The organism is Kribbella sp. CCNWLW201 (assembly GCF_037203805.1).
Taxonomy (GTDB): Bacteria; Actinomycetota; Actinomycetes; order Propionibacteriales; family Kribbellaceae; genus Kribbella.
Map to the genome: position 1 here is coordinate 15,882 of NZ_JBBCBQ010000009.1, position 25,078 is coordinate 40,959.

The 25,078-nt window shown below is 68.6% G+C and carries 22 protein-coding genes; 8 read left to right on the forward strand and 14 right to left on the reverse strand.

From position 1 onward, the window contains the following. Positions 1 to 62: 62 nt before the first annotated feature. Both V9K99_RS30750 and V9K99_RS30755 read right to left on the reverse strand, forming a co-directional pair. Complete coding sequence (locus V9K99_RS30750; RefSeq protein ID WP_337008747.1) at positions 63 to 1,859, reverse strand: ABC transporter ATP-binding protein; 1,797 nt, start codon at positions 1,857 to 1,859, stop codon at positions 63 to 65. Continuing rightward, positions 1,856 to 3,709: an ABC transporter ATP-binding protein gene (locus tag V9K99_RS30755; protein ID WP_337008749.1), complete on the reverse strand. Its 1,854-nt coding sequence runs from the start codon at positions 3,707 to 3,709 to the stop codon at positions 1,856 to 1,858. The genes V9K99_RS30750 and V9K99_RS30755 overlap by 4 nt, the downstream gene beginning before the upstream one ends. Before the next feature lie 47 nt (positions 3,710 to 3,756). On the opposite strand from V9K99_RS30755, the gene V9K99_RS30760 reads away from it, so the two are divergent. Next, positions 3,757 to 4,446 (forward strand): TIGR03085 family metal-binding protein, encoded by a 690-nt coding sequence (locus V9K99_RS30760; RefSeq protein ID WP_337008751.1) that lies wholly within the window; start codon positions 3,757 to 3,759, stop codon positions 4,444 to 4,446. Here V9K99_RS30760 and V9K99_RS30765 read toward each other — a convergent pair. The 4 genes from V9K99_RS30765 to V9K99_RS30780 all read right to left on the reverse strand — a co-directional run bounded on the left by V9K99_RS30765 (position 4,432) and on the right by V9K99_RS30780 (position 9,360). Beyond that, positions 4,432 to 5,022, reverse strand: a complete 591-nt coding sequence (locus V9K99_RS30765) for a DedA family protein (protein WP_337008753.1) — start codon at positions 5,020 to 5,022, stop codon at positions 4,432 to 4,434. The genes V9K99_RS30760 and V9K99_RS30765 overlap by 15 nt on opposite strands. Beyond that, positions 5,019 to 5,786, reverse strand: coding sequence for an MBL fold metallo-hydrolase (locus V9K99_RS30770; RefSeq protein ID WP_337008755.1), 768 nt, complete (start codon positions 5,784 to 5,786; stop codon positions 5,019 to 5,021). The genes V9K99_RS30765 and V9K99_RS30770 overlap by 4 nt, the downstream gene beginning before the upstream one ends. Before the next feature lie 3 nt (positions 5,787 to 5,789). After that, the gene (locus V9K99_RS30775) at positions 5,790 to 7,919 is read right to left on the reverse strand and encodes a phage holin family protein (protein WP_337008758.1); all 2,130 of its coding nucleotides are present in this window, start codon (positions 7,917 to 7,919) and stop codon (positions 5,790 to 5,792) included. A 142-nt stretch (positions 7,920 to 8,061) separates the two neighbouring features. Next, complete coding sequence (locus V9K99_RS30780) at positions 8,062 to 9,360, reverse strand: family 43 glycosylhydrolase (protein WP_337008760.1); 1,299 nt, start codon at positions 9,358 to 9,360, stop codon at positions 8,062 to 8,064. Positions 9,361 to 9,515: 155 nt separating this feature from the next. Between V9K99_RS30780 and dacB the strand changes: the two genes are divergently transcribed. Together dacB and V9K99_RS30790 are read left to right on the forward strand one after the other, a co-directional pair. Then, a complete protein-coding gene (dacB, locus tag V9K99_RS30785; protein WP_337008762.1) occupies positions 9,516 to 11,081 on the forward strand; it encodes a D-alanyl-D-alanine carboxypeptidase/D-alanyl-D-alanine endopeptidase in 1,566 nt (521 codons plus the stop codon). 40 nt (positions 11,082 to 11,121) lie between these two features. Then, positions 11,122 to 12,063, forward strand: a complete 942-nt coding sequence (locus tag V9K99_RS30790) for a GNAT family N-acetyltransferase (RefSeq protein ID WP_337008764.1) — start codon at positions 11,122 to 11,124, stop codon at positions 12,061 to 12,063. Positions 12,064 to 12,418: 355 nt separating this feature from the next. On the opposite strand, the gene V9K99_RS30795 is transcribed toward V9K99_RS30790, so the two are convergent. Together V9K99_RS30795 and V9K99_RS30800 are read right to left on the reverse strand one after the other, a co-directional pair. After that, the gene (locus V9K99_RS30795) at positions 12,419 to 13,009 is read right to left on the reverse strand and encodes a hypothetical protein (protein ID WP_337008766.1); all 591 of its coding nucleotides are present in this window, start codon (positions 13,007 to 13,009) and stop codon (positions 12,419 to 12,421) included. Next, positions 13,002 to 13,520 carry an RNA polymerase sigma factor gene (locus V9K99_RS30800; RefSeq protein ID WP_337008768.1) on the reverse strand — a complete coding sequence of 173 codons (519 nt, stop codon included), beginning with the start codon at positions 13,518 to 13,520 and terminating at the stop codon, positions 13,002 to 13,004. The genes V9K99_RS30795 and V9K99_RS30800 overlap by 8 nt, the downstream gene beginning before the upstream one ends. Before the next feature lie 138 nt (positions 13,521 to 13,658). On the opposite strand from V9K99_RS30800, the gene V9K99_RS30805 reads away from it, so the two are divergent. Both V9K99_RS30805 and V9K99_RS30810 read left to right on the forward strand, forming a co-directional pair. Continuing rightward, a complete protein-coding gene (locus tag V9K99_RS30805; protein WP_337008770.1) occupies positions 13,659 to 14,240 on the forward strand; it encodes an ArsR/SmtB family transcription factor in 582 nt (193 codons plus the stop codon). A 20-nt stretch (positions 14,241 to 14,260) separates the two neighbouring features. Beyond that, entirely contained in the window at positions 14,261 to 15,517 is a 1,257-nt protein-coding gene (locus V9K99_RS30810; RefSeq protein WP_337008772.1) for an MFS transporter, read from the forward strand. A 354-nt stretch (positions 15,518 to 15,871) separates the two neighbouring features. Here the strand turns inward: V9K99_RS30810 and V9K99_RS30815 are convergent, their stop codons facing one another. Both V9K99_RS30815 and V9K99_RS30820 read right to left on the reverse strand, forming a co-directional pair. Beyond that, a complete protein-coding gene (locus V9K99_RS30815; protein ID WP_337008774.1) occupies positions 15,872 to 17,449 on the reverse strand; it encodes an MDR family MFS transporter in 1,578 nt (525 codons plus the stop codon). Further along, positions 17,449 to 17,952, reverse strand: a complete 504-nt coding sequence (locus V9K99_RS30820; protein WP_337008776.1) for a MarR family winged helix-turn-helix transcriptional regulator — start codon at positions 17,950 to 17,952, stop codon at positions 17,449 to 17,451. The genes V9K99_RS30815 and V9K99_RS30820 overlap by 1 nt, the downstream gene beginning before the upstream one ends. Positions 17,953 to 18,139: 187 nt before the next feature. Between V9K99_RS30820 and V9K99_RS30825 the strand changes: the two genes are divergently transcribed. Genes V9K99_RS30825 through V9K99_RS30835 form a run of 3 tightly spaced genes read left to right on the forward strand, consistent with a single transcriptional unit; the run spans position 18,140 to position 22,682 of the window. Next, entirely contained in the window at positions 18,140 to 19,777 is a 1,638-nt protein-coding gene (locus V9K99_RS30825) for a Wzz/FepE/Etk N-terminal domain-containing protein (protein ID WP_337008778.1), read from the forward strand. A 2-nt stretch (positions 19,778 to 19,779) separates the two neighbouring features. Then, positions 19,780 to 21,156: an O-antigen ligase family protein gene (locus tag V9K99_RS30830; RefSeq protein ID WP_337008780.1), complete on the forward strand. Its 1,377-nt coding sequence runs from the start codon at positions 19,780 to 19,782 to the stop codon at positions 21,154 to 21,156. After that, the gene (locus V9K99_RS30835; protein ID WP_337008782.1) at positions 21,153 to 22,682 is read left to right on the forward strand and encodes a right-handed parallel beta-helix repeat-containing protein; all 1,530 of its coding nucleotides are present in this window, start codon (positions 21,153 to 21,155) and stop codon (positions 22,680 to 22,682) included. Before V9K99_RS30830 ends, V9K99_RS30835 begins: the two co-directional genes overlap by 4 nt. Positions 22,683 to 22,684: 2 nt before the next feature. On the opposite strand, the gene V9K99_RS30840 is transcribed toward V9K99_RS30835, so the two are convergent. The 4 genes from V9K99_RS30840 to V9K99_RS30855 are packed head-to-tail and all read right to left on the reverse strand — an operon-like array spanning position 22,685 to position 25,076. Further along, positions 22,685 to 23,167, reverse strand: a complete 483-nt coding sequence (locus tag V9K99_RS30840; protein ID WP_337008784.1) for a MarR family winged helix-turn-helix transcriptional regulator — start codon at positions 23,165 to 23,167, stop codon at positions 22,685 to 22,687. Continuing rightward, positions 23,164 to 23,925: an imidazole glycerol phosphate synthase subunit HisF gene (gene hisF, locus V9K99_RS30845; protein WP_337008787.1), complete on the reverse strand. Its 762-nt coding sequence runs from the start codon at positions 23,923 to 23,925 to the stop codon at positions 23,164 to 23,166. Before hisF ends, V9K99_RS30840 begins: the two co-directional genes overlap by 4 nt. Before the next feature lie 12 nt (positions 23,926 to 23,937). Continuing rightward, complete coding sequence (locus V9K99_RS30850; RefSeq protein WP_337008789.1) at positions 23,938 to 24,462, reverse strand: hypothetical protein; 525 nt, start codon at positions 24,460 to 24,462, stop codon at positions 23,938 to 23,940. 26 nt (positions 24,463 to 24,488) lie between these two features. After that, positions 24,489 to 25,076 carry a hypothetical protein gene (locus tag V9K99_RS30855; protein ID WP_337008791.1) on the reverse strand — a complete coding sequence of 196 codons (588 nt, stop codon included), beginning with the start codon at positions 25,074 to 25,076 and terminating at the stop codon, positions 24,489 to 24,491. Positions 25,077 to 25,078 lie beyond the last annotated feature (2 nt).

Genomic DNA, 25,078 nt, shown 5'->3' on the forward strand with positions numbered 1-25,078 from the left:
CCGCCTCTTTCCGCGATCCCGGCCGTCGTGCGTCCCCTGAAACGTCGCGCGGGTCGTGAGAGCTAGATTGCGGTGCGTTGGGCTATCCAGCTGTTGTGGAGGCGGGTGTAGACGCCGCCGGCGGTGACCAGGTCCGCGTGGGGGCCGCGCTCGACGATTTCGCCGTTGTCGAAGACCAGGACCTCGTCGGCCGCCTCGGCGGTCGACAGCCGGTGCGCGATCGTCACCGAGGTCCGCCCGGCCATCAGCCGCTCGAGCGCCGCGTTGACCCGGACCTCGGTGCCGGGGTCGACCGCCGACGTCGCCTCGTCGAGGACGAGCAGATCGGGGTCGGCGATGTTCGCCCGCACCAGCGCGACCAGCTGACGCTCACCCGCCGACAGCGACTCGCCGCGCTGACCCACGGGCGATTCCAGCCCGTCCGGCAACGACTCCAGCCAGTCCGTCAGACCCAGCGACTCGAACGCGTCCAGCAACTGCGCGTCCGTCACCTCCGGCCGGCCGAAGCGCACGTTCTCCGCCAGCGACGCGTCGAACAGGTACCCGTCCTGCGGCACCATCACGACCCGCTCCCGCAGCGACGCGAACGAGATCTCCCGCGCGTCCACCCCGTCCAGCAGGACGGCGCCCGACGTCGGATCCATCAACCGGGTCAGCAGCTTCGCGAACGTCGTCTTCCCCGAGCCGGTCTCCCCCACCACGGCGACCCGCCGATGCGGTTCCAATCGTACGTCGACATCCCGCAAGACCAGCTCGCCTTCCGGGTAAGCGAAGTCCACGTCCGAGAACTCGACCGAGATCGGCCCGCGCGCCTGCACGACACCCGACTCGCCTGGGTCGACCACATCGGCCGGCGTCGCGATCACCCCGAGCACCCGCCGCCAGCCGGCGAACGCACTCTGAGCGTCCGTCAGCACCTGGGTCGCGATCTGCACCGGGTCCGAGAACAGCGCGACCAGGAACATGAACGCGAGGATCTCCCCCAGCGTGACCTGCCCGTCGACCCCGAGCAGTACGCCCGCCGTCAACACCCCGGCGTTCGCCAGACCGGCCGCCAGACCACCGATCGAGAAGGTCAGACCGGTGATCGCCTGCGCGCGGGTCGCCGTACGGCGATAGTCCTCGATCGAAGCGTCGATCCGCCCCTGGGTGCGCTGCTCGATCGCGTACGCCCGGACCACCTGCGCGCCGACCACCGGCTCGGCGATCGCGGACAGCATCTCGCCGACCTTCGCCCGCACCACGCCGTACGCCGCGGACATCAGCCGCTGCAGGTACTTCAAGCTGGCGAACAGCGGGATGAAGCAGACGAGTACGACGAGCGCGAGCTGCCAGGAGTAGACGAACATCACCACGGTCGCGAGCAGCATCTGCCCGATGCTGACCAGGAAGATGAACCCGCCGAACTGCAGGAACTGCGACACCGTGTCCACGTCCGACGTGACGCGGCTGACCAGCGCGCCACGCCGCTCGGTGCTCTGGGTCAGCACCGGCAGGTCGTGCACGTGCCGGAACGCCTTGATCCGCATCGTCGCCAGGCCGCGCTCTGAGTTGATCGCGAGCCGCACGGTCGTCAGGTACGACGCTCCCGCGGTGACGAGCACGCCGAGCGCACAGACCACGCACATCCACGCGACATACGACATGTTGGGCCCACCCGGACCCGACAGCCCCTTGTCGATCGTCTGCTGAACGGCGATCGGTACGACGATCCGCCCGGCCGTCATCAGCAACGCGAGCAGCCCGGTGATCCACCACCCCTGGGCCAATTCGGGCGACACCCGCACGCCCTGCCGCAGTGTCTCCAGACCACCCGCGTCATCGCCGTGGTCAAGCCGCGAAGTTTCTACCGTACTCACGCGGAAGCTCCTTCCGCGTCCAAGTCGTCTATCTCGGCGGCCAGCTCCGCCTCTTCCTGCCGTCGGGCCGCGTCCTTCTCGTAGGCGTCGACCAATTCGCGATAGGCGGCCGACTTCTGCCGCAGCTCGGTGTGCGTCCCCTGCGCCGCGATCCGGCCCTCGTCCAGGAACACCACCTCGTCCGCGAGCGAGATCGTCGCCTTGCGGTAGGCGATCACCAGCACGGTCGTCGCCGCCTCTGAGCCCTGTACGGCGGACCGCAGCCCGGCCAGGATCCGCGCCTCGACCTGTGGATCGACCGCGCTGGTCGCGTCGTCCAGGATCAGCAACCGTGGTCGTCGTACCAGGGCACGCGCCAGGGCGATTCGTTGCCGTTGGCCACCGGACAGCGTCGCACCGCGCTCGCCGACCTTGGTGTCGAGACCGTCCGGCAGCCCCTTCACGAAGCCGTCGCCCTGAGCGATTCGGAGCGCGTCCCAGACGTCCTCGTCGCTGTAGTCGCCGCCGAGCGTGATGTTCCCGCGGACCGTGTCGTCGAACAGGAACGCGCTCTGCGCCACCAGCGCGACCGAGCCCGCCAGCTCGTCCCGGGCGAGCTCGCGTAGGTCGATCCCGTCGATCTTGACCGCGCCCTCCTCCGGGTCGACCAGCCGGGTCAGCAACGTGGTCAGCGTCGACTTGCCTGCGCCGGTCGGGCCGACCATCGCGACCGTCCGGCCGGGCTCGACGGTGAAGTCCACCCCGGTCAGCACGTCCCGCTCGGGCAGATAGCCGAACCGTACGTCGGACACGTCGAGCCGAGCCGCCTTCGTTGACGTCAGCTGCGCGTCGCCGTACTCCATCCCGCCCTCGGCGGTCAGCACCCGCTGGACGCGGTCCCATCCGACGACGGATCGCGGCAGCTCACCGAGCACCCAGCCGAGGGCCCGGATCGGGAATCCGATCAGCGTGAACAGGAACGCGACCTGGACGACGTCACCGGGATCGGCGGCACCCGATCGGACCCGGCCGACACCGACGAGCAGCACCGCGAGCACGCCCAGCCGGGGCAGGCCGTCGATCACCGGGTCGAAGATGCCGCGGGCCTTGTTCACCGCGATGTTCGCGTCCCGAAGCGCGTACGTCGGGGTGCGGAAGCGCTCGGTCTCGGCGGCCTCCCGGCCCAGCGTCTTCACCACGAGCGCGCCGTCGAAGGACTCGTGCGCGACCTCGGAGACGTCGGCGCGGAGCTGCTGAGCCCGGGTCGCGAGCGGCTGCAGGTAGCGCTGGAAGATCACGTTCGCCACGAACACCAGCGGGAACACCAGGCAGCCGACCAGCGCCAGCCAGAAGTCGGCCATGAACATCGCCGCGATGGCGAAGGCCAGCATCGCGAGCACGCCGATGGCCATCGGCAGCGGAGCGATCACGAACCAGATCGACTCGACGTCCGCGTTGGCGTTCGACAGCAGCATCCCGGTCGGGTGCTTGTGGTGCCACTCGAGCGGGAGCTTCAGGTACTGCCGGGTGACGCGGCGGCGGTACGTCGCCTGCAGCCGGTACTGCATGATGCCGGCCCCGATCCGCCGGCCGACTACACCGATCGCCCGCAGGATCGCGATCCCGAGGAACAACGAGATCACCGACGCGACCGCTCCGAAGGTGGTGTCACCGCTCTCCAGCGCGGGCCGGACCACGTGGTCGGTCGACCACCCGAGCGCCCACCCGTCGGCCACCGTCATCGCGCCGTACAACATGCTCGCCAGCACGGACAGGGCGAAGATCCACGGCTCCTCCCAGATCGCCACCCGCAGGACCGCGAACCCCCGCCGGGTCACGCTCGCCTTGTCAGGGACTTTCGGTGCAGGCACGCGAAACACACTCCAGGGACAGTCAGGTGCATCAACCATGCACAGGCATGACAACGATTGACATTCTGCCATTCCACACCGACAACTACGATCGAGTTGTGGACTACAGCCGGGTGGAACGACTTGCTCTGTGTGATCTCTTCGACGAGCTCGGGCCGGACCAGCCGACGCTGTGCGAGGGCTGGACGACGTACGACCTGGCCGTGCACCTGTACGTCCGGGAGTCCGATCCGATGGCCGGGCCGGGCATCGTGATCTCGGCGCTGTCGGACACCACCGACAAGCGGATGGCCCGGGTCAAGGCGCAGTACAGCTTCACCGAGGTCGTCGACAAGGTCCGCACCGGGCCGCCGACGTTCTCGATCTACTCGCTGCCGAAGTTCGGTCACCAGCTGAACACGACCGAGTACTTCGTCCACCACGAGGACGTCCGCCGGGCCCAGCCGTCGTACGACGTCCGCACTCTCCCGGCCGGGCAGCAGGCCGGGCTGTGGAAGGCGGTCCGGCTGGCCGGCAAGTCCATGACCCGGAAGGCGCCGAGCGGTCTGGTCCTGCGGTTGCCGGACGGTACGACGTCGGTCGCGAAGAAGCCCACCGAGTTGGGTTCGGTGACGGTGACGGGCGAGCCGGGAGAACTCGTGCTGTTCTGCTTCGGCCGGCAGCAGGTGGCCGACGTACAACTCGAAGGCGATGCGGAGACGATCGAGCGGCTCCGCAGCGCGTCATTCGGAGTCTGAGGCGCGCTTCTTCCGGCGCCAGCGCTGGATCAGGCTGCTCACCACAGTCGTGAGGAACACGAGCACGATCGCTGCGACGACGCCCTGCCACGGCTCGTCGAACAGCGCGTACCCGAGCAGGCCGATCGCCATGTAGACCGCGGCCCACAGCGACGACGCGGTCAGATCCACCAGGGCGAACCGCTCCCACCGGTAGCCGGCAAGCCCGGCCGCGAGCAGCACCGGCACCCGCCCACCCGGGATCAGCCGCGACGTCAGCAGCACACTGATCTCGTGCTCGGCCAATCGGTCCCGTAGCAGGTCCAGTGACGCGTTGTCGCGCAACCAACCGATCCGCTTCGCCAACCGCTCCCCGCCGAAACGGCAGCCGGCGTACACGATCAGGTCCCCGACATACGCGCCGCCTGCACCCGCGATCAGTACGCCGACCAACCCGATCGGACTGCTGTGCGACGCGAGTACGGCGCCGGCGGACACAGCCGCACCAGTCGGCAGCACCGGCAGTACGGCGCCCAGCAGCACAGCACCCGCGAGCGCGAACAAGTACCAAAGGTCGAAGTGGGTCTCACCGGTCATGGCGCCACCACCTCGGTCGACTCGCCAGGCACCAGGACTTCCACCTTCACCGCGGGATCCAACTCGGCCATCGCGGTCTTGAACCTGTCCCCCGGTGGCAGGAACAGCTCTGGCTTCAGCCAATCGCACCCGATCGGCCAGAACGTCCCGAAATGTACCGGTATCGCCACCCGGGCCCCGACGAGCCGAACCGCGTCTGCCGCCCGTTCCGGATCCAGGTGCCCGGGACCGAGCGACGGCCCCCACCCGCCGACCGGCACCAGCGCCAGGTCGACCGGGCCGGCTTCCGCGCCCAGGTCGTCGTACAGGTCAGTGTCGCCTGCGAACCAGACACTCGGCGAGCCCTCGACGCGGTACCCGAGAGCCGGCCCGCTGTACGACGACCACGGCAGCCGACGGCCGTCGTGATGGGCCGTGATCGCGGTGATGTCAAGCGCGCCGATCCGCACCTGGTTGCCCGGGGCAACCTCGATGCAGCGGTCCGCGATCTCGGCACCGCAGTCCTGCTGGATCAGTCGGGCCGCACCCCGCGGCACGACCAAAGCAGCGCCCGGCGCAACCAACGGGATCGACGTCAGGTGCAGGTGATCGGCATGCATGTGTGAGATCAGTACGGCGTCGCACTCGGACGCGGCGGGCAGCGGGGCCGGTCCGCGGCGGCGGCGCAGATGCGCGATGCGGGAGGTGAGTACGGGGTCGGTGAGCAGCCGCGTGCCGTTCTCCTCGATGGTGGTGGTGGCGTGCCCCCACCAGGTGATCCGCACGCGTCAGGCCTCCACACTCGTCTCGACCCCGGGAACAGATGCAGGCCGGAGGTCCTTGCGTTGGCCCAGGTGTTCGAGCCAGCTGATCAGCAGCGCGTGGACCGCGTCGGAGCCTACGGGAGGCTTGTCGACCGTCCAACGACTCGGGTGCACCAGGACCGCCTCGGTCTGCCAGCCACCGATGCCGCCGTGGCACCCGACCAGCTCCTCGAACGCCGCCACCTCGTGGGTGTAGTCGTCCAGCCGGCTGATCACCACGATGTCCCCGTTGTGCGGCATCTCCGCCTGACGCAGCATCGACGCGGCCGCGAACGGGCCGTACGGCGTCAACGGGTCGTCCCCCTCGATCCGGCCGGTCTTCAGCACGTGCACACCGGCCCGGCCGATCGCGACCGGCCCCTCGGCCAGTGTGTCGACCACCACGAAGCCGACGCCCGGGTGGGTCGCCAGGCCGGGGATCAGCTTCGGGTGCAGCAGCTCGATCTCCTCCAGCGGCACCCGGCCCGGCGTGGTCGCCAGGTAGATCAGCGCCAGGTTGCCCGAGGACGTCACCACCATCTGCTCGTCGGCGGCGACCTCCGGCTCGCAGTCCTTCGGGCCGAGCTCCACCTCGCCACTCCTGGCCTTGCCGTGCAGCGCCTTCCGGGTAACCGATCCGGCCACACCGCGGCGCAGGCTGAGCTCGGTCAGGAACGCGTTCACCGGACCCCAGCCCTCGGTCCTGCCGACCGCGGCCACCGGCTCCTTGGTGGTGTCGACCAGGTCGTCGACCACTTCGGTCAGGGTCCGGCCGTACCGCTGGAAGAAAGTCGCCCCCTGGCTCTGGCCGTGGTCGGACAGGACGACGATCTCGTACGAGTGCGGCAGGATGTCGATGATCCGCTGCAGCGCACCGAGGACGCGGTCCAGCCCTTCCAGGGTCTGCAGCGACTCCGCCCGGGTCGGGCCGGCGTGGTGCGCGACCTCGTCGTAGTCGACGAAGTCGCAGTAGATCACCGGCGTGCCTTTGACCAGTTCGTCGGTGATCAGCGAGACGTTCAGGTCGCGGAGCAGCACGTTCGAGATCGCGCGCAGGACGATATAGGCGCCGCCGCGCTTGACCCGCGGAACCAGGTGCCGGACCCGCTGGCGCCGGGCCTGGTGCAGCTCCTTCACCATCTCGGCCACGCACAGCACCAGCCCGCGGGCGGCACCCTGCGGACTGGAGAAGAATCGGACGTACCCGCGGCTGCGGTGGCTTGGCAGCGAGGCCCGGCTGAAGACCAGCTCGCACCGCTGCGCGTCGCCGGACCAGTTGTTGCTGATGCTGACCCCGCCGTCGGCCAGCAGGCCGCGCCCGGTCGACATCCGGTCCTCGATCTCGGCGGCGTCCCGGCCCCGGTTGGTCACCATCACCCGGGCGGTCTCCTTCTCGTACCACCGGAACGCCGGGATCTGCCGCGAGCCGCCGTGCAGGATGCCGGCCTGGCTGGCCGGAGTCGTCGACGGTACGCCGGTATGCCAGCCGACCATCGAGTGTCTGCCGTCCCGGATCCAGCCGCCCAGGTTCGGCAGGTTGCCGGCCAGCACCATCCAGTTCAGCAGCGGCTCGGACAGGCCGTCGATCTGGATGATCAGCATCCCGGTCTTCGGCGCCGGCGTGATCTTGCGGGCCCGCCGGTGCACGACCCGCATGACCTCGGCGACGTACGCGTCGTCACTGCCGGCGTACGCGACCCAGCCGACGAACGCGCTCACGAACGACATCACGATCGCGACCAGCAGCGCAGCCTCGGGGCCGCCGTGCAGGTTGATCCCGGGATCTACAGTGATGCCGAGATAGACGACGCCGAACTGGGACAGCAGCCCGCCGATCAGGACGCCGACCGAGCCGATCAGGATCGCGATCCCGGCCAGCACCCAGCGCATCAGCATGCTGAAAACGGCCAGCAGCACGACCAGCCGCAGGATCGGCAGCCGGCCGTCGCTGCTGATCTGGGGCAGCGTCCAGAACGTGATGATGAGCGAGATCAGCGAGGCCAGGCCGCCGAACAGCATCGCCTGGAGTCCCCGGCCGGTACGACGACGCAGGTCCAGCCAGACCGGGCGTCGCCGCCGCCGGTCCCCGGACATCTGTTCAGGTGGTTTGGCCATCTCCTGCTTCGTGCTCCCCGTCAATGCTGTTGTGCTGTACCGAGGGTACGAGGCATCGTCCAGCACCAATGCATCGCGCCACGCATCAAGCGGGAGGATCCCGGGTCATCCCTGACCCGTCACTGAGCTCCAGGTGGTCCCTTTATTGCAGTTCCAGGTAGTCGACCTCCGCGTACAGGTCGCCCTTCGTCAGGCGGATCGTGTTCCAGCCGGCATTCAACGTGACCGAGACCGAGCTCTGCCGCCAGTTGTCCCAGCCGGTGACCGGGTAGCCGACCACTCCCTGGTTGTTGCCATTGACAACGAGTCCGTGGCTGGCGGCGGCGCCCGAGCCGTTCGCGTACCCGACGTGCAGGGTGTAACCGCCCGCGACCGGCGCGAACACCGTGTTCTCCACCCAGGAGTCGGCGTAGTCGATGTACGCGACCACCTTCCCGTCCGAGGCCCCGGCCGCGTTCGACCGTACGACGCAGTGGTTCAGCGTCCCCCGCTCGGCCTCGTACCGGACCCGGCTGCCGCGGACCACCGGATAGTCGTTGGCCCAGCCGACGTCGGCGACGTACAGATGCCGCGAGTTTCCGACCCAGCCGTGCACGAAGACCTTGTTCCCGACGAAGTCCGCGCCACCCGGCCCGCAGATGTGGTTGTCGAAGGTGCCGGTCGCCATCAGCGGGCGGAAGGCGGTCGTCCACGGTCCGCTAAGCGAAGGCGCCGTCGCGTACGACGTCAGGTAGTTGCAGTCCGTGTAGCCGCCGCTCGAGTAGAACAGCACGTACTGGCTGCCACGCTGGACCAGGTCCGGCGCCTCGATGACTCCGCTCGCCGTGAGCAGGGCCGAGTTGCCGCCGACCAGGGTCGTGCCGTTGTTCGCCGTACGCGTGAGCCAGAGGGTGGACGGCTGGCCGATCGCGTTGCCGTCGTTCTTCCAGAGCAGGTAGCGGGTGCCGTCGTTGCCGACGAAGGTGTTCGCGTCGATCGCGCCGCCGAGGTTGAGCGGGCAGATCAGCGGCTGGCTGCCGATCGGGGTGAACGGGCCGAGTGGCGAGGTCGCGGTGGCGACGCCGATGCACTGTCGGCCGGACGACTTGTGCCAGGCGGTGTAGGTGAGGGTGTAGGTGCCGTCCGGGTTCGGGGAGACGTCCGGTGCCCAGGTACGGCCCGATTGCGCCCAGCTCGACGACGGTCCGCCGGGCATCGCGTCGCCGCGGATCGTCCAGGGTCCGTTCGGGCTTGGGGCGGTCGCGGTCGGCACGTGGCCGCGGCCGTTGTTGGTCGAGTACGCGTACCAGGTGCCGTTCTGCTCGAACACGTCCGGATCCGGGAAGTCCTCCCCGATGATCTGGGCCGGGAACACGGCCGCGGTGGTGGCCGCGTGCACTGGCGGTGACAGGAAGGTGGAAAGGCCGAGCACGACCAGGAGAGCCGTCAGAAGCCGTCGCATGGGGACTCCTCAGGTGGGGCGGATACCTGTGCCGAGCAGTTTTCCATCGATTCACCTGGATGGCGAGAGATCAATCGCGCCGATCACTGGACCCAGGGTGATTCGGGGTGGAGACTCCCGCTAGTTGGTTTCCGCCTGGGTTGAGGGGAGTTCTCGTGAGGTATTTACCGAGAGTGTCGGGGCGTGGGGTGATCACCGCGGTAGCCGTCCTGGCGACGGCCGCCGGCGGGGTGGCGATTCAGTCGGGTACGGCACCGACCGCCGTACAAGCGACGCCTCTTCAGACGCAGCTGGACACGCTGCTGAACGACAGCCGCTACAACGGCTCACAGGTCGCGCTGGTGGTCCGGGACGCGACGACCGGCGAGACGCTCTATGACCGGAACGGCGGCCAACGGATGCTGCCCGCATCGAACACCAAGCTCTTCTCCTCGACCGCCGCGATGCACACCCTCGGCCCGTCGTACCGCTTCCACACCGACGTCCTCGCGACCGGCCCGGTCCATCGCGGCAGCTTGCTCGGAAACCTTTACCTCAAGGGGTACGGCGACCCGACCGCACTCGAGTCCGATTACGCCGGACTCGCCAAGCAGCTCGCCGACTCGGGGGTTCGTCGGATTGTCGGCAATCTGATCGCAGACGATACGTACTTCGACAATGTCCGGCTCGGTGACAGCTGGGCCTGGGACGACGAGCCGTTCTACTACTCGGCCCAGATCTCCGCCCTCACGCTCGCCCCGGACACCGACTACGACTCCGGTACGGCGATCGTCGAAAGCCTGCCCGGCGCGTCGGTCGGAGCACCTGTGCAGCTCACGCTGGTCCCGGCGAACGGCGTACTCAAACTGGTCAGCACGGCCAAGACCGGCGCGGCCGGGTCGGCGAACACGCTGAGCATCGAGCGCGAGCACGGCACCAACATCGTCCGGGTGACCGGATCGGTGCCGCTCGGCGCGACGGTCAGCCAGGAATGGGTGACGGTGTGGGAGCCGGAGCTTTATGCCGCCGATGTTTTCCGGCGCGCGCTCGCGGCACAGGGCATCAGCGTCGTCGGGACGATCAAGAACGAGGCCTCCCCCGCCAACGCCCGCGTGCTCGCCCGGGACGAGTCGATGACAGTCGGCGAACTGATGAACCCGTTCCTCAAGCTCTCCAACAACATGCACGCCGAGACGCTGGTCAAAGCGATGGGCGCGGTAGCCGAGGCCGAGGGCAGCTGGTCCGCCGGCCTGGGCGTGGTCACCGACTACGCGCAAAGCGTCGGCGTCGCCACCAGCACGATCCGGCTGTCCGACGGCTCCGGCCTGTCCCGCAAGGTCAACGTCACCGCGGACAGCATCACCGACCTACTGATCGGCGTCCAGAAAGAGCCGTGGTGGCAGCAGTGGTACGACGCTCTGCCGATCGCAGGCAACGCGGACCGCTTCACCGGCGGAACCCTCCGCAACCGGATGCGTAACACCCCGGCCGCCAACAACCTCCACGGCAAGACCGGCTCCCTCACCGGCGTCACGTCCCTGTCCGGCTACGTCACCACCGCCGACGGCCGCAAACTCGCCTTCGCCATGATCAGCAACAACTACCTGGTCAGCCCCCGCTCCATCGAAGACGCAGTCGGCGTCACCCTCGCCTCCTGGTCCGACCAGGCTCCCGTCGCCGCCGCCAACACCCTCCGAACCACCGAGACCACCTGCGATCTCGAGTGGGACAAAGCCTGCTAAACGGTTCGACAGCACGGCGGTCGTTCACCACGATGTCTGAATGACCGCCGCACTGCCGGAGACCTACACCGTCCGCCCGATGCGGGTGGATGATGCCACGCTGATCGCCGAGCGGAGTGGGGCTTACACGAGCGCGCTGCTGGGGTTCGCGAAGTTCAGTGTGGAGGATGTGGCGAATTATCTGCGGGATCCCGGGTTCCGCCCGGAGACCGACGGGTGGGTTGTCTTCGATGCCGACAGGGCGTTTGCCGGGTCCGCGACGGCGGCGGTGAACAGTGATGGGACGCGGGTGAATCTCGAGGTGTTGAGCGAGATCCCGGCGGTGGCGGAATTCCTGCTGGATCGTGCGATCGAACGGGCGAAGGAGGCCGGACACGGCGAGGTAGTGCTGAGTGTCGGCGTGATCCGGCAGGACGAGTACCTGGCGGAGATCGTGGCCGGAAAGGGCTTCGCGATCGGTCCGTCGGTCCAGCGAATGCGCATCAGGTTCGACGGTGCGGTCGAGCGGCCGGCGGTCCCGCCCGGAGCAGTCGTACGGCGCGGGGCCTTCGACGACTCCGGTCGCCGCGCGGCGCACGCCGTACTGGTGGAGGCCTTCAGCGCGCAGCCGGGAGCGGATCCGCGCCCATACGACGAGTGGGCCGCATCACGGGAGAGCCGGTCGACCTTCGACTGGTCACAACTCACCACGGTCGAACTCGACGGCCGGGCCGTCGCCGTCAGCGAGTGCAACGACAACTTCGTCAGCACCGACAACTGCGGCTACATCGGCCGACTGGCCGTCGTACCAGAGGCACGCGGCAAGGGTCTCGCGAAGTTCCTCCTGTACGACGCTTTCGCCACCGACGCCGCAGCAGGCCGAGCCGGCACCATGCTCCACGTCGACACCTCCAACCCAACCCCGGCCCTCAACCTCTACACCACCGTCGGCCTGCGCCCAGACCTGATCAGCGACATCTGGCGCCGCACCCTCCGGGTCTGATCCGCAGCTGGGTGATGTCGGGGCGCGGCGCCGGGCTGCTTTACCTTGACCACCTTCTGGGGACCCCGGACATCTGATCGGATGTCCGAGATCCCCACACGGTGCACGAGGTTCGAGGTCCCGCAGTGGCTGACCACCATGCGGGCGGCGCGGTCCGGATGCCGGGATCCCGTAGTCCGATCGGTCCGGCACCTCGAGGTTGCCCACTCGGGTTGGGGGTTGCCCACCGAGATTCCGAGTGGGCAACGCCCAAGCTCAGGGGGCAACCCCTCAACTCCGGTGAGCGCGGTCGGGCGGTGCGGTGGGAGGTGTAGACGTCCTCGCCGGGGCGGTCGCGGTCCGCCCCGGCGAGGCGTCAGTTCAGGAGGGTTCGGTGGCCGGTGGTGCCGGCGTAGACCTTGCGGCCGTCGAGTGGGGTGCGGAGGTCCAGGTGGACCGCGGTCGGGGTCTCGGCCGGCTTGACGCATTGGCGGCCCTCGTTCTGATCCGGGCCGACGACATAGCGGTACGCCGCGATCCGGACCGTCGAGGAGTCCTGCGCCAGGATGCGTACTACGGTGTTCGGCAGACACGCCTCGGCGACGTACGCATCGCGCGGCACCTCGACGATCAGCATTGACGGGCGTTGCGGGTCGAGCTTCACCGACGACACCGTCGTCTCCCCCTCCAGCACCAGCAACGTCGTACCAACCTTGAACTGCGCGGGTGGCGGACCGTCATCCAGATAGCCCGGCGTCGGTGTCGTGGTCACCTCGGCCGGCTCCTGCTCGGCCCGGGGCAAGTCGACCGTCGCGACGACCGCGCCTACGACGGCGATCACCGCCGCCGCGGTCGCCAGCACGTTGCGCCGCCGACGCCGTGCCCGGACCGCCCGCTCGACGTACTCGAACGGCGGAGCCTCTTCCGGCGTCTGCTCGTCGACGTACTCAACCAACACCTCACGCATGGTCAGACACCTCCTTGACGTCCAGCAGTGGAGCCAACGCCTGACGTGCCCGCGCAAGTCGCGATTTCACCGTGCCAGGCGCCAGTTGCAGTTCCTCGGCGATCTGCTCGATCGGCAGATCCATGACGTGATGCAGTACGACGACCGCCCGCTGCGCCGGCGTGATCCGGGCCAGCGCAGCCGCCACATCCAGCGCGTCCCCATCCGGCCCGCGGACGTCGACCGGCCGACCCCTCAGCTTCGCCAGGGCACGCGTCGCGACCTGCTGTCGTCGCAACCGGCTCACCAGCGTCCGTACGGCGACCGCCCGCACCCAGGCCTCCGGGTCGTCATACCGGCGGATGGAGTCCCAGCGGCTGAGCAGCTTCACGTACGCGTCCTGCGCGACCTCCTCGGCATCCGCGCGGGAACCCCCGATGGACACCAGGACGCCGATCAGCCGCGGCCAGGTCCGCCGGTACAGCGCAGCCACGTCCGCCGCCGGATCGCCGTCGTACTCCTGCACGCTCACCCCTCCCCACCGGCCGTCACACCGCTAACACGCGCGACCACCACACCCGGTTCCATCCCGGTCCGAAGAAGTTTTCCCCGCCGCCCGCCCGAGCGGTAGAGCTTGCCCCAAGGAGATCTGAGAGATTACTCTCGAAACATGTCTCTCAGAAATCCGTACGGCGACTTCGAGATCACCGACCCGCAGGCGATGCGGGCCCTGGCGCATCCGGTCCGGCTGGCCGCGCTCAGCTGGTTGCAGAAGAACGGCCCGGCGACGGCGACCCAGCTGTCCGAGCACGTGGGCGCGTCGCCGTCGGTCACCAGCTGGCACCTGCGTCACCTGGCGAACTTCGGCCTGGTCGTCGACGAGCAGCCGCCGGACGCGGACAAGCGGCAGCGCTGGTGGCGAGCGGTGGCCCGCGGATTCCGGTACGAGATGCCGGACACCGCCGAGGGCAGGGAGGCCGGCCGGCTGCTCCGCGCCGAGATGATGAACCAGGCGCTCGAGTCCGCCCAGCAGTGGCTGGTCGAAACCGAACCAGAGCTCGACCCCGAGTGGAGCCGCCTGGCCGGCTCGGCGAACACCCGGCTGGTTCTCACCGTCGCCGAGGCCGAGGCGGTCGAGGACGCCATCGAGCAACTCCTCGCGCCCTACGTCCAGCGGGGCGAGGAGGGCGCACCCGCGGACGCCCGCGCGATCCGCCACATCCGCATGTCTTTGCCCGAAGCAACAAACTGAGCTGGGGGGAACATCCGACCGTGAAGACTCTTTCCGCCACGAGTCTCTGGCGTGACCGGCAGTTCCGGACCTTCTGGTCCGCGCAAACCGTCTCCGAATTCGGCGACCGGGTCACCGAGCTGGCTCTGCCGCTGATCGCCGTACTGCTGCTGGACGCGTCACCCGCTCAGGTCGGGTTCCTGACCGCCGCGGTCTGGCTGCCGAACATCGCGTCACTGTTCATCGGTACGTGGGTCGACCACCGGCCGGACAAACGCCCGCTGATGATCGCGGCCGACCTCGCTCGGGCGGGCCTCTTGCTCTCGCTCCCAGTGGCGTTCTGGCTGGACATGCTGACCCTCGGCCATCTCTACGTGATCGCCATCCTGGCCGGGACCGCCGACGTCCTGTTCGGTACGTCGTACGCGTCGTTCTTCGTCCGCCTGGTATCGCGCGACCAGTTCCTCGAGGCGAACAGCAAGCTCTCCGCGACCCGGTCCATCTCGTTCATGGGCGGCCCGGCGATCGCCGGTGGACTCGTGCAGTGGCTGACGGCGCCGCTCGCGATCGTGGTGGACGCGCTGTCGTTTCTGGCGTCGGCATTCCAGCTGAGCCGACTCAAGACGCCTCCTGGCGAGCCCGAGGAGTCGACCGAGCCGCTGCTCTACCGTGCCCGCGCCGGGATGCACTACTTGCTGCACCACCCGTATCTGCGCAGCAGTCTTGGCTGCGCGACGACGGTCAACTTCTTCAATCTGATCAGCATGGCGCTGCTCGTGCTGTTCGCCAGCCGCAACCTCGAACTGTCCGCCGGGACGATCGGCCTGGCCTTCGGGATCGGCGCGTCCGGCGGCCTGCTCGGCGCGCTCGCCGCGTCGCCGTTGAGCCGGATCTTCGGCGCCGGGCCGGTGATCGCGGCCGGTTCGATCATCTTCCCCGGGTCGGTTGCGATCGCCGCACTCGCTGATGGTCCGACGTGGGTCAAGGCCACCGCGCTGGCCGCGGCCGAGTTCATCGGGGCGTTCGCGGTGATGTGCTTCGACGTACCGCTCAACTCGCTGCAGGCCGCGGTCACGCACGACCACATGCGGAGCCGGGTCGCTGGCGCGTTCAGCAGTATCAACTACGGCGTCCGACCACTCGGCGCGATCGTCGGTGGTTTCCTCGGTACCTGGATCGGCGTCCGGGAGACCTTGTTCGTCTCCGCGGCCGGCGGTTTGCTCGCCGTACTGTGGCTGCTCCGCTCCCCCATCATCCGCACCCGCGACCTCGACGGCCTGCAGCCGCCGGAGCTCTAGTCGTCCTCCTGTGGTCCGTCCCCGCCCACCACGACGGCGGCACAGGTCACCGAGGCGGCTACGGTTCGCGAGTTGGCCGCAGGGCGACTGCTATAAGCGCAATGCGTACCGACGAACGGGTAGTGGTCGAGTCGGGTGACGGCGACCGACGACATTCGGGCGGAGGGTGGACAGAACCGCCGGTTCCGATCCGACTACTACCCGTCCTTCGGTACGTTCAGCGGTCGGGATCCCAGTGCATAGTCGGCCTGTATCAGCTACCGGTTTGCGACGCGGCTCACCGAAAAGAGTCTGCTGGCACCGAGGTGGCCTCGCGCGCCGCCCCATCACCGGGGCCCGCCAGCCAACTGCGCTCTAGTCGTCCTCCTCCACTATTGCGACCGTCCGGCGGAGTGGGACCTCCTTGATGAAGAGCACGGCGATCAGGCTGACCACCGCACACGCGGCCGCGATCAGGAAGATCCGGCCGGTCGCATCGCCGTACGACTGCCGCACCAACTCCGCCAACTGCGGCGGCAGATGACCGACATCAAGCAGACTCGTGCTCCCGGAACCGCCCTCCTGCAGCTTCCGTGCAGCTTCGGCGCCACCCGGACCGGCGAGCAAGCCCTGGACGATCAGGTCCTTGACCCGAATCGCGAGCACAGCGCCCAGGACCGACACTCCAACGGCGCCACCCAGGCTGCGGAAGAACGAGACCGTCGCACTCGATGCACCGATCTCACTGACATCCACAGTGTTCTGTACGGCGAGCACCAGGTTCTGCATCGTCATACCCATGCCCAGCCCCATCGCCAGCATGCCGATGCCGACGTACCAATACGGCGTGGTGTGGTCGATCGTGCCGAGGACCACCAGGCCGCCGACCAGAAGGATGCCACCGGCAACCAAGTACCGCTTCCACTTGCCGAACCGGGTGATCATCTGACCGGAACCGACCGACCCGAAGAACGACCCGAGCATCATCGGGATGGTCAGCAGGCCGGCCTCGGTCGGGCTGTACCCGCGGGCCACCTGGAAGTACTGACCGAGGAACAGCGCACTGCCGAACATCGCGACGCCGACCGCGAGGCTGGCCACGATCGCCAGGGCCGTGGTGCGCTGCTTGACCACCTTCAGCGGGACCAACGGCTCCGCGACGCGGTTCTCGACCACGACGGCCAGGATGCCGAACAGCAGGGTGCCACCGACGAACAGCGCCGACTGCCAGGACATCCAGGCGAAGTCGTGACCGGCGAAGGTGACCCAGATCAGCGGCAGGCTGGCCGCGATGCTGATCAGTACGGCGCCCAGGTAGTCGATCCGGACCTGACGCTTGATCAGCGGCAGGTGCAGGTACCTCTGCAGGATCACCAGGCTGATCACGGCCAACGGGACGCACACGTAGAAGCACCAGCGCCAGCCGAGCCACGAGGTGTCGACGATGACGCCACCGATCAGTGGACCACTCACGGTCGCGACGGCCATCACCGCACCCATGTAGCCGGAGTACCGGCCGCGGCTGCGGGGCGGGATCGCGGCGCCGATGATCGCCTGCGCCAACGCCATCAGACCGCCCATCGCGAGGCCCTGCAGAACACGGGCGCCGATCAGGAACGGCACGTTGTGCGCCAGGCCGGCCAGCGCCGACCCGACCACGAACAGCGAGATCGCCAGCTGCACCAGCAGCTTCTTGCTCATCAGATCGGCGAGCTTGCCCCAGATCGGAGTGGACACCGTGGTGGCCAGCAGGCTCGCGGTCAGCACCCAGGTGTACTGCGTCTGGGAGCCTTCGAGGTCGGCGATGATCGTCGGCAGGGCATTGCTGACGATCGTGGAGCTCAGCATCGCGGTGAACAGCGCGGCGAGCAGGCCGATCAGGATCTCGAGGATCTCGCGGTGGGTGAGTTCCGGCGCGGTGGGCAGTTCCTGCCGGGTCTCAGTGACAGTCATCAGTCTCCAGTCGAAGGGATGGTGCGTCGCTTGGTGACCTCGGTGATGGCGTGCGCGATCCGCTGCATCGTGTCAGCGGCCGCGAGAAGCGCATCGTCGTCGAGGTCCGACAGGGCGGCGCGAAGACGCTCGGTATAGGACGCATAGAGAGCCTCGAGCTGTGCCTTGCCACGCGGCGCCAGGCTGACCAGCCCGACCCGTGCATCGGCCGGATCCGGCCGGCGGCTCACCAGGCCGCCGGCCTCCAGCACGGTCAGCTGCCGGCTCACCACCGACGCGTCCACACCGAGCTTGGCGGCGAGCTCACCGCCGCGTTGCTCACCGTCCTTCAGCAGAACCTTGAGCACACTCGCATCGGCCCGCCGCAGTCCGACGTCGTACGCCAGATGCCGGTGGTCGACGCACCGCACGGCCCGGATCAGCGCACTGACTCCCTCGAGGAGCTCCTGGGCCGGCGCGTCCCGCTCCACCCCCGGAACAAGGGGATCCTGAGCTAGTTGCATAATCCAACTATATTCATAAATAGTTGGTTTCTGCAACCATGTTCGCGCACCGACCGTTGGCGATCACGGAGAGTGCAGGCCGTTGAGGAACTCACCAGTTTCGGTGACGGACCGTCTATCATCGCGGGAGGGGGCGCACTGTGGGGGCGGTGCACCGAGGTCCAGGGAGCGACTGAGGTGGGGGCCAATGAAGGCCACCGAAATCGAGCAAGGCCGGTTCGAGCCGACCGTCTTCGGCGCGGTACGGCGCTATCGGGTGATGGTCCTGGTCATCACGGTCTTGATGGCCGCGGGGGCAGTGGGCTACTCGTTGGTGCAAACCGAGGTCTTCCGGGCCACCGCGACGATCACGGTGCCGCAGACCACACTGGCGCAGGACGAATCCCGCAACCAATACTTCGACAGTCAAGTGCTCCTCATGCAGTCCCAGGAGGTCGCCGACCGCGCGGCCCGCATCGCCAATGCGGCCCTCAACCACAACTTGCTGTCCCGCCACGACTTCGCCGGCGAAGGCAGATCGCTGGAGATCACTCCGCCGGAGCAGTCCACGCCGGGCGCCTTCGGCTCCAGCATCGTCACCGTGTCGTTCACCTGGCCGAGTTCCAGGGTGGCTCAGACCGGTGTCAACGCGGCGCTCCAAGCCTTCGACGACGCACGCTCCGCCGAAATCGCCGCTCAGGGCGCGGCCGCGGTCGCCGCTGTGGAGCGGGCCATCCAGGACGACAGGACCCAAGGCCAGCGGGCCGACCTACTGGACCAGCGGACGCAGACCCTGGTCAACTTGCAGTTGGACCTGGCGACTCATCCGACCGTGGCCTGGGCCTCCGAACCGCAGGTGCCGATCAACGGCAACTCGAAGCGAGCTGGTGCCATCGGGTTGATGGCCGGGCTCGTCCTGGGTGCCGGGCTGGCCTATGCGCGGGCGAGCCGGCACCGGCGCCTCGGCGATCGGCTCGATCCGGTCGCGATCTACGACGCGCCGCTCATCGCCGACATCCCGCCGGCAGGTGCGAGCCGGATCCTTCCCGGCCCCCCGACGGCCACCGATCCGCTGCCGATGGCTGCTGATCCACAGTCGCCGAGCGCCGAGGCGTTCCGGTTCACCGCGGGATCGCTCGAGCGGATTCGTGCCGTCCGCGACGACCGGATGGCCGTCGTCTTCGTCTCGGCGGACACCGGTGCGGACAGAAGTGCGGTGGTAGCCAACGTCGCACTCGCCGTCGCCGAGAGCGGTACGCCGGTACTCGCGGTGGACGCGGACGCCGCCGAGGGGACGCTGACAGAACTGCTCCTCCCAGGCAGCCCACCTGTGGACGGCTTCGAGCAGGTGGTGGCCGGCAGTCGTCCGGTGTCCGACTGCGTTGAGACCAGTCCGCTCAACGCGGACGTCACCGTTCTTCCGGCAGGTCTCGTCCGGCTCCAGCGGACCACCGGTACGGCGTACGCACAGGCGGTGGAGCGACTGCTCACCGAGGCGAAGACTGCCTTCGACATCGTCCTCGTCGACGGCCCCGCAGTACTGAGAGCGGCGAACGCGGTCGAGCTGGTGAACGACTCCGACGCGGCCATTGTCGTCCTCAGCTCGGACGAGTCGGTCCACGACCACGTCACTGTGGTCGAGCGCCTGGACCAGGTCGACTCGAACGTCGCCGGTTACATCTACCGGCGGGCAGGCCATGCGCCCAAGTTCCTCCGCCGACTGCGCGAGCAAACCGCCGCCCGGGCCGCTCCCCGGACCAGGCGGTCCTACGTGCCGTCGGCGCCGCGGTTCGCGTTCCATCCCGCCAAGGCACCTCGACCGACGGCGCGCTTGCCGCGAGGCTGAGAATGTCGTCGGCCGACAATCCACGCCTCGAGGGTCTTCCGTCGGGGCGCCTGTTCGATCTCTACGGCTGGTTGCTCGGACCGCTGCTGGCCGGGTACCTGCTGTTCGACCGAGCCTTCGCCTACGTCCACCTTCCCGGCAGCCCGCTGTTCGTCGCCGAGATGATGCTCGGGCTCGGGGCCGTCGCGGCTCTGGCCGCCACCCGCTACTTCCTGGCACCGGTCAGGGACGAGCCCATCCTCGCGCTGCTCGCCGCATTCGTGGTGTGGGGACTGATCCGCACGGTGCCTGGGCTGGCCACCTACCAGCTGGACGCGATGCGGGATGCCGCGCTCTGGTACTACTGCCTCTTCGCGTTCTTCGTCACCGCCGCCCTCGCCAGGTCACCGGAGCTCCTCGACCGACTCGTCATCCAGCTGAACAAGCTGACTCCGTGGCTGCTGCTGTGGCTCCCGCTCGGCCTGCTGCTGACCCCCGTGGCTGCCGACGCCCCCAGGGTGCCGTTCTCCAGCGTGTCGGTGCTGTCGCACAAGCCCGGGAGCGCAGCCATCGCAGCGCTGTTGGCGCTCGGATGCATCTGGCTCCTGCCCGGCACTCGCAGCCCTCGCAGTCGTGCGGGCTGGAGCGTGCTGGCGCTGCTTGTCATCGCGCTCGCCGGCACCCAGAACCGGGGCGGCTTGCTCGGCGCGGTGGCCGGCCTGCTGGTGGGGCTGGCGTTCGTGCGCAACCGGCTGGGTCTCACCGCGCGCGTGGTCCTCGTCGTGGGTCTCAGCTTGGGCCTGGCGTCGGTGCTGTCGCTGAGGGTGCCGCTCGCCGGCCTGCAGGGCCGGGAGTTCTCCGCGTCTCAACTCATCGCCAACGTGGTGAGCCTCGGCGGGACGGACTCACCCGGCAACCTGGGCGGCACCGTCGAGGGGCGTCAGGAGTTGTGGTCGCGGATCCTCGACAAACAGATTGCCGACGACCACCTCGCGGACGGATCCGGCTTCGGTCAGAACCTGGCCAAGGAGGTCGGGGTGTACGACGAGGGCAAGGACACCCTGCGGAGCCCGCACAACTCTCACCTGCACATCCTGGCCAGGATGGGCGTGGTCGGCATCTCGCTGTGGATCGCTTTGTGGGCCGGGTGGTACTGGCGGCTGGTCGCCGGTTGCCGGCGCCTTGCTCGCCAGGGTCTGCACACCAGACGGCAGGTGGCCGTGCTCTCGATGATGGTCACCACCTCTGTGCTGGTGTCGTGCTTCTTCGATCCCCAATTGGAGGGACCTCAGGTCGCGGCATTGCTGTGGACCGCGTTCGGGATCGGGGTGGCGGTCACCACGGCCCGGCCCTGGTTCGGCGCCAAAGCTCCGGCCGAGCGAAGACGGACACGACTGTGAGCCTCCGGCCGGCCGCGACCATCTGCGCGCTGGTGTTCCTGCTGGCGTCTTCCTGGTCATGTCAGGGCACAAGCGACTCGACCGACCTCGCACCGCCTGGCCGTGCCGGCCTCACCGGTCCCGTCGGTCCGATCCCGAGATCCTGTGACGGCGTCACGGTCAGCCCGTCCGACGACCTCCAATCCGTCATCGACCGGCACGCAGCCGGTACGACGTACTGCCTCTCCCCCGGCACATTCCGGGTGGAGCAGCCCCTCCGGCCGAAGGAAGGCGACGCGCTCATCGGTCACCGAGGGGCCGTTGTCAGTGGAGCGAAGGTGCTGACCGGCTGGCAGAAGTCCGGCCAGGTGTGGTCCACCACGGGATTCCTGCCCGCCGCTCCAGGCAACCACGGCGAATGCCTGGAGTCAGTGCCGACCTGCAGGTACGCCGAAGACGTCTTCGTGGACAAACAGCGGCTGACCCGGGTCGACTCTCCGTCCGCGGTCACCAGAGGCACCGTGTACGCCGACTACCGCACGAACACCATCACGATCGGCGACGACCCCGGAACCCACCTTGCCGAGCAGGCAGTCGCGCCCAGCCTCGTCCGCGCGACGGTCGACGACGTCACGATCGCCAATCTCGTCCTCGAGCAGGCCGCCAACGCGGCCCAGACGGCGGCCGTCGAGAGCCGTCAGGTGACTCCGCACGCAGCGGGGTCCGGCTGGCGCATCCACAACAACGAGGTGCGTGGCAACCACGGTGTCGGGTTGGGCTTCGCCGACGACGCAGAGGTCACGGCCAACTTCGTGCATCACCAGGGCCAGCTCGGCTTCGGTGCCTGGGGCAACGGATCGGTGGTCGACGGGAACGAGATCTCGTTCAACGGTGCGGCCGGCTACTCACCCGAGTGGGAGGCGGGTGGCAGCAAGAGCTGGCACACCGACCGCCACATCGTCACCCGCAACTACGTCCACGACAACCTGGGCCCGGGCCTGTGGACCGACGGCGGCAACATCCGCACGGAGTACTCGGCCAACAAGATCACCGGGAACTGGGGAGCCGGCATCCAGCACGAGATCAGCTACGACGCCACCATCCGGGACAACGAGATCATCGGCAACGGCCGCCGGCACAAGGGGTGGGCCTGGGAGGCCGGTATCCAGATCCAGTCGTCCGGCGGCACTCGGCAGATCGAGATCTCCGGCAACTTCGTCAGCGGCAACGCCAACGGGATCGCCCTGATCGACAGTGGCCACCGTGCGTCCGAGTCACCCACGCCGTACGGGCCGCACGTCGTTCGCAACGTCTGGGTGCACGACAACCGCGTCATCATGTCCAGCGGTCAGAGCACCGGCGCTGTCCAGGACATCGGAGACACTGCCGTCTACTCCGAGAACAACAACCGCTTCGACACCAACGCCTACTACGTGCAGTCCCTCACCGAGCCGAATTTCTCCTGGAACGACACCGACCTGGACTGGGACCGGTGGCGCGCTGTGGGGAACGACGTGAACGGCCGAGCCGAGCGGATCCCGCGCTGAGATCAGCTCAGGTCGGAGTTGAGGCGGGAGAGGAGGCGGCCGAGGTCGGCGAGGTCGGTGGGGTTCCAGCGGTCGAGGATGGCGCGGAACTCGGTCTGGCGCTGGGTGCGCATCGCGCCGAAGCGCTCGGAGCCGACGGTGGTGAGACGGAGCAGGCGGGCGCGGCCGTCGTCGGGGTCGCCGACGCGTTCGATCAGGCCGAGGTTCTCCAGCTGGGTGATGCCGCGGCTCACGGTCGACTTGTCCAGACCGAGTGCCTGGGCCACGTCGGACGCGCGCACACCGGCCCCGCCGCTCGCCGTACCGAGCTCGATCTGGGAGATCAGCGCGTAACCGGCTGCGTCCATCTCCGGGTGCACCCGGCGGGCCAACCGCAGCGAGGCAGAGCGAGATCGCCGGAACAGCGCGGACAGCTCCTGCTCGATGTCGGCGACCAGCGGCTCACTCTGCTCCGGCCGGTCGGTCTCCGGGGTGTGCACGCTCACCGGACCACGATCCCGGCGTCTCGGAGCGCCTTCTTCACATCCGCGATCCGGAAGTCGCCGAAGTGGAACACGCTGGCGGCCAGTACGGCGTCCGCACCGGCCTCGACCGCGGGCGGGAAGTGCTCAGGCGTCCCCGCTCCCCCACTGGCGATGAGCGGTACGTCGACCACCGCGCGGACCGCCCGGATCAGCTCCAGGTCGAACCCCTGCTTGGTGCCGTCGGCGTCCATCGAGTTCAGCAGGATCTCCCCCGCACCCAGCTCGCAACCACGCTGGGCCCACTCGATCGCGTCCAGGCCGGCCGATTTGCGACCACCGTGCGTGGTCACCTCGAACCCGCTCGGCTGGTCCGGCGCCCGCCGTACGTCGAGGGACAGCACCAGCACCTGGTTGCCGAACCGGTGAGCGATCTCGCGGATCACCTCCGGCCGGGCGATCGCGCCGGTGTTGATTCCGACCTTGTCTGCGCCGGCCCGCAGCAGCCGGTCCACGTCGGTCGCCTCCCGGACGCCGCCGCCGACGGTGAGCGGGATGAACACCTGCTCGGCGGTCCGCCCGACCACGTCGTACGTCGTCTCCCGGGACCCCGAGGAGGCGGTGATGTCGAGGAAGGTGAGCTCGTCGGCACCCTCCGCGTCATACACCTTGGCCATCTCGACCGGGTCCCCGGCGTCGCGCAGATCGGTGAAGTTGACCCCCTTCACCACCCGCCCGGCGTCGACGTCCAGGCAGGGAATCACTCGCACGGCAAGAGTCACGCGGACAGCGTATTAGGTACGGACGAGAAATCCCGCGACCAGGCCCACCAACGCGGCGCCGGTCAGGAAGGCGAACACCATCGGCGCACCCGGCATCGCCTGCAGGCCGAAGAGCACCGCCACCCGCTTCGGCACCACGACTCCGCGTTGACCGGCTGCCCGCAGCCCTTCCCGAATCGCCTCGTGCACCGAGGCGCCGGCAGGTACGACGATCGTCACATCGGTGATCGGGTCCCGAAGACGCACCGAGACGGTACTGCGGCTGCGGTGGTAACTGGCTCCGGTCAGCGAGTTGAGGTCGAGCGACTGCCGGCCGAGCAGGGTGATCACGTCCAGGTAGCGTCCCTGGACCCGCGGCCGGACGCCGATGTTGCTGATCGTCAACGAGATCACGACCTGTACGAGGCCCAATGCCACCACGGTGCCCCATCCGCCGTACCCGTGGACCCCCAGGTAGAGAAGCGGCACGCTCAGCAGGGCGAGGATCCCGCTGACGCCGTACCGAATCGCACGGGAGATCGGGCGCGGCTGATACATGCGGCCAACCGTAGCCAGCGGCCGTGTCAGAGGAGGAGTGCTCGCACGACCGGCCAGGCGATCAGGACGCCGGCGCCCGCAGCGGCCAGCAGCACGAGCGCGTGCGCGGGATTCCTCTTGAACTCGGGATCGACGCCGAGCTCACGCACCATCTCGATCTGCCCGACCACAGGCCTGCGCTCGATCGGCACTCGCCCGGCCGAGACCGCGGCCGCTACCTGCTCCAGCGTGTCCTCGTCCCACAGCCAGTTGGATGCGCCGAGGCGTGCGCCGTTGGCGGAGAGGATGACCAGGACTCCGACGGGCAGCGAGTTCTTGATCCGGCCGATGGACAGGACCCGCACCACCTGCGCCAGGTGCAGCGTGCGAGGCCGGCCCCACGGACTCGCCTTGCAGGTGACCGTCTCCGCGTCGATCACGAACCAGGAGTGCCGGAAGGTGAGCACAAGCATGCCCACGATCGCCAGCACCACACCGACGAAGAGAACCGCGGCCGCGATCCAGCTGATCGCCCAGGTTGCGAGCGATGCGCACAGGATCGCGCCGAGCAGCAGGTAAGCGCCCGTGAGCACCCAGAACTGACCACCGGCCGAGGCGAACCTCGGCCGGAACACCA

Bases quoted from the DNA above. Each gene is read 5' to 3' on its own strand.
- V9K99_RS30760 (WP_337008751.1), top strand. From the start codon at position 3,757: ATGACAACGATTGACATTCTGCCATTCCACACCGACAACTACGATCGA.
- V9K99_RS30765 (WP_337008753.1), bottom strand. From the start codon at position 5,022: ATGACCGGTGAGACCCACTTCGACCTTTGGTACTTGTTCGCGCTCGCG.
- V9K99_RS30775 (WP_337008758.1), bottom strand. From the start codon at position 7,919: ATGGCCAAACCACCTGAACAGATGTCCGGGGACCGGCGGCGGCGACGC.
- V9K99_RS30780 (WP_337008760.1), bottom strand. From the start codon at position 9,360: ATGCGACGGCTTCTGACGGCTCTCCTGGTCGTGCTCGGCCTTTCCACC.
- V9K99_RS30790 (WP_337008764.1), top strand. From the start codon at position 11,122: ATGACCGCCGCACTGCCGGAGACCTACACCGTCCGCCCGATGCGGGTG.
- V9K99_RS30795 (WP_337008766.1), bottom strand. From the start codon at position 13,009: ATGCGTGAGGTGTTGGTTGAGTACGTCGACGAGCAGACGCCGGAAGAG.
- V9K99_RS30805 (WP_337008770.1), top strand. From the start codon at position 13,659: ATGTCTCTCAGAAATCCGTACGGCGACTTCGAGATCACCGACCCGCAG.
- V9K99_RS30815 (WP_337008774.1), bottom strand. From the start codon at position 17,449: ATGACTGTCACTGAGACCCGGCAGGAACTGCCCACCGCGCCGGAACTC.
- V9K99_RS30820 (WP_337008776.1), bottom strand. From the start codon at position 17,952: ATGCAACTAGCTCAGGATCCCCTTGTTCCGGGGGTGGAGCGGGACGCG.
- V9K99_RS30825 (WP_337008778.1), top strand. From the start codon at position 18,140: ATGAAGGCCACCGAAATCGAGCAAGGCCGGTTCGAGCCGACCGTCTTC.
- V9K99_RS30830 (WP_337008780.1), top strand. From the start codon at position 19,780: ATGTCGTCGGCCGACAATCCACGCCTCGAGGGTCTTCCGTCGGGGCGC.
- V9K99_RS30850 (WP_337008789.1), bottom strand. From the start codon at position 24,462: ATGTATCAGCCGCGCCCGATCTCCCGTGCGATTCGGTACGGCGTCAGC.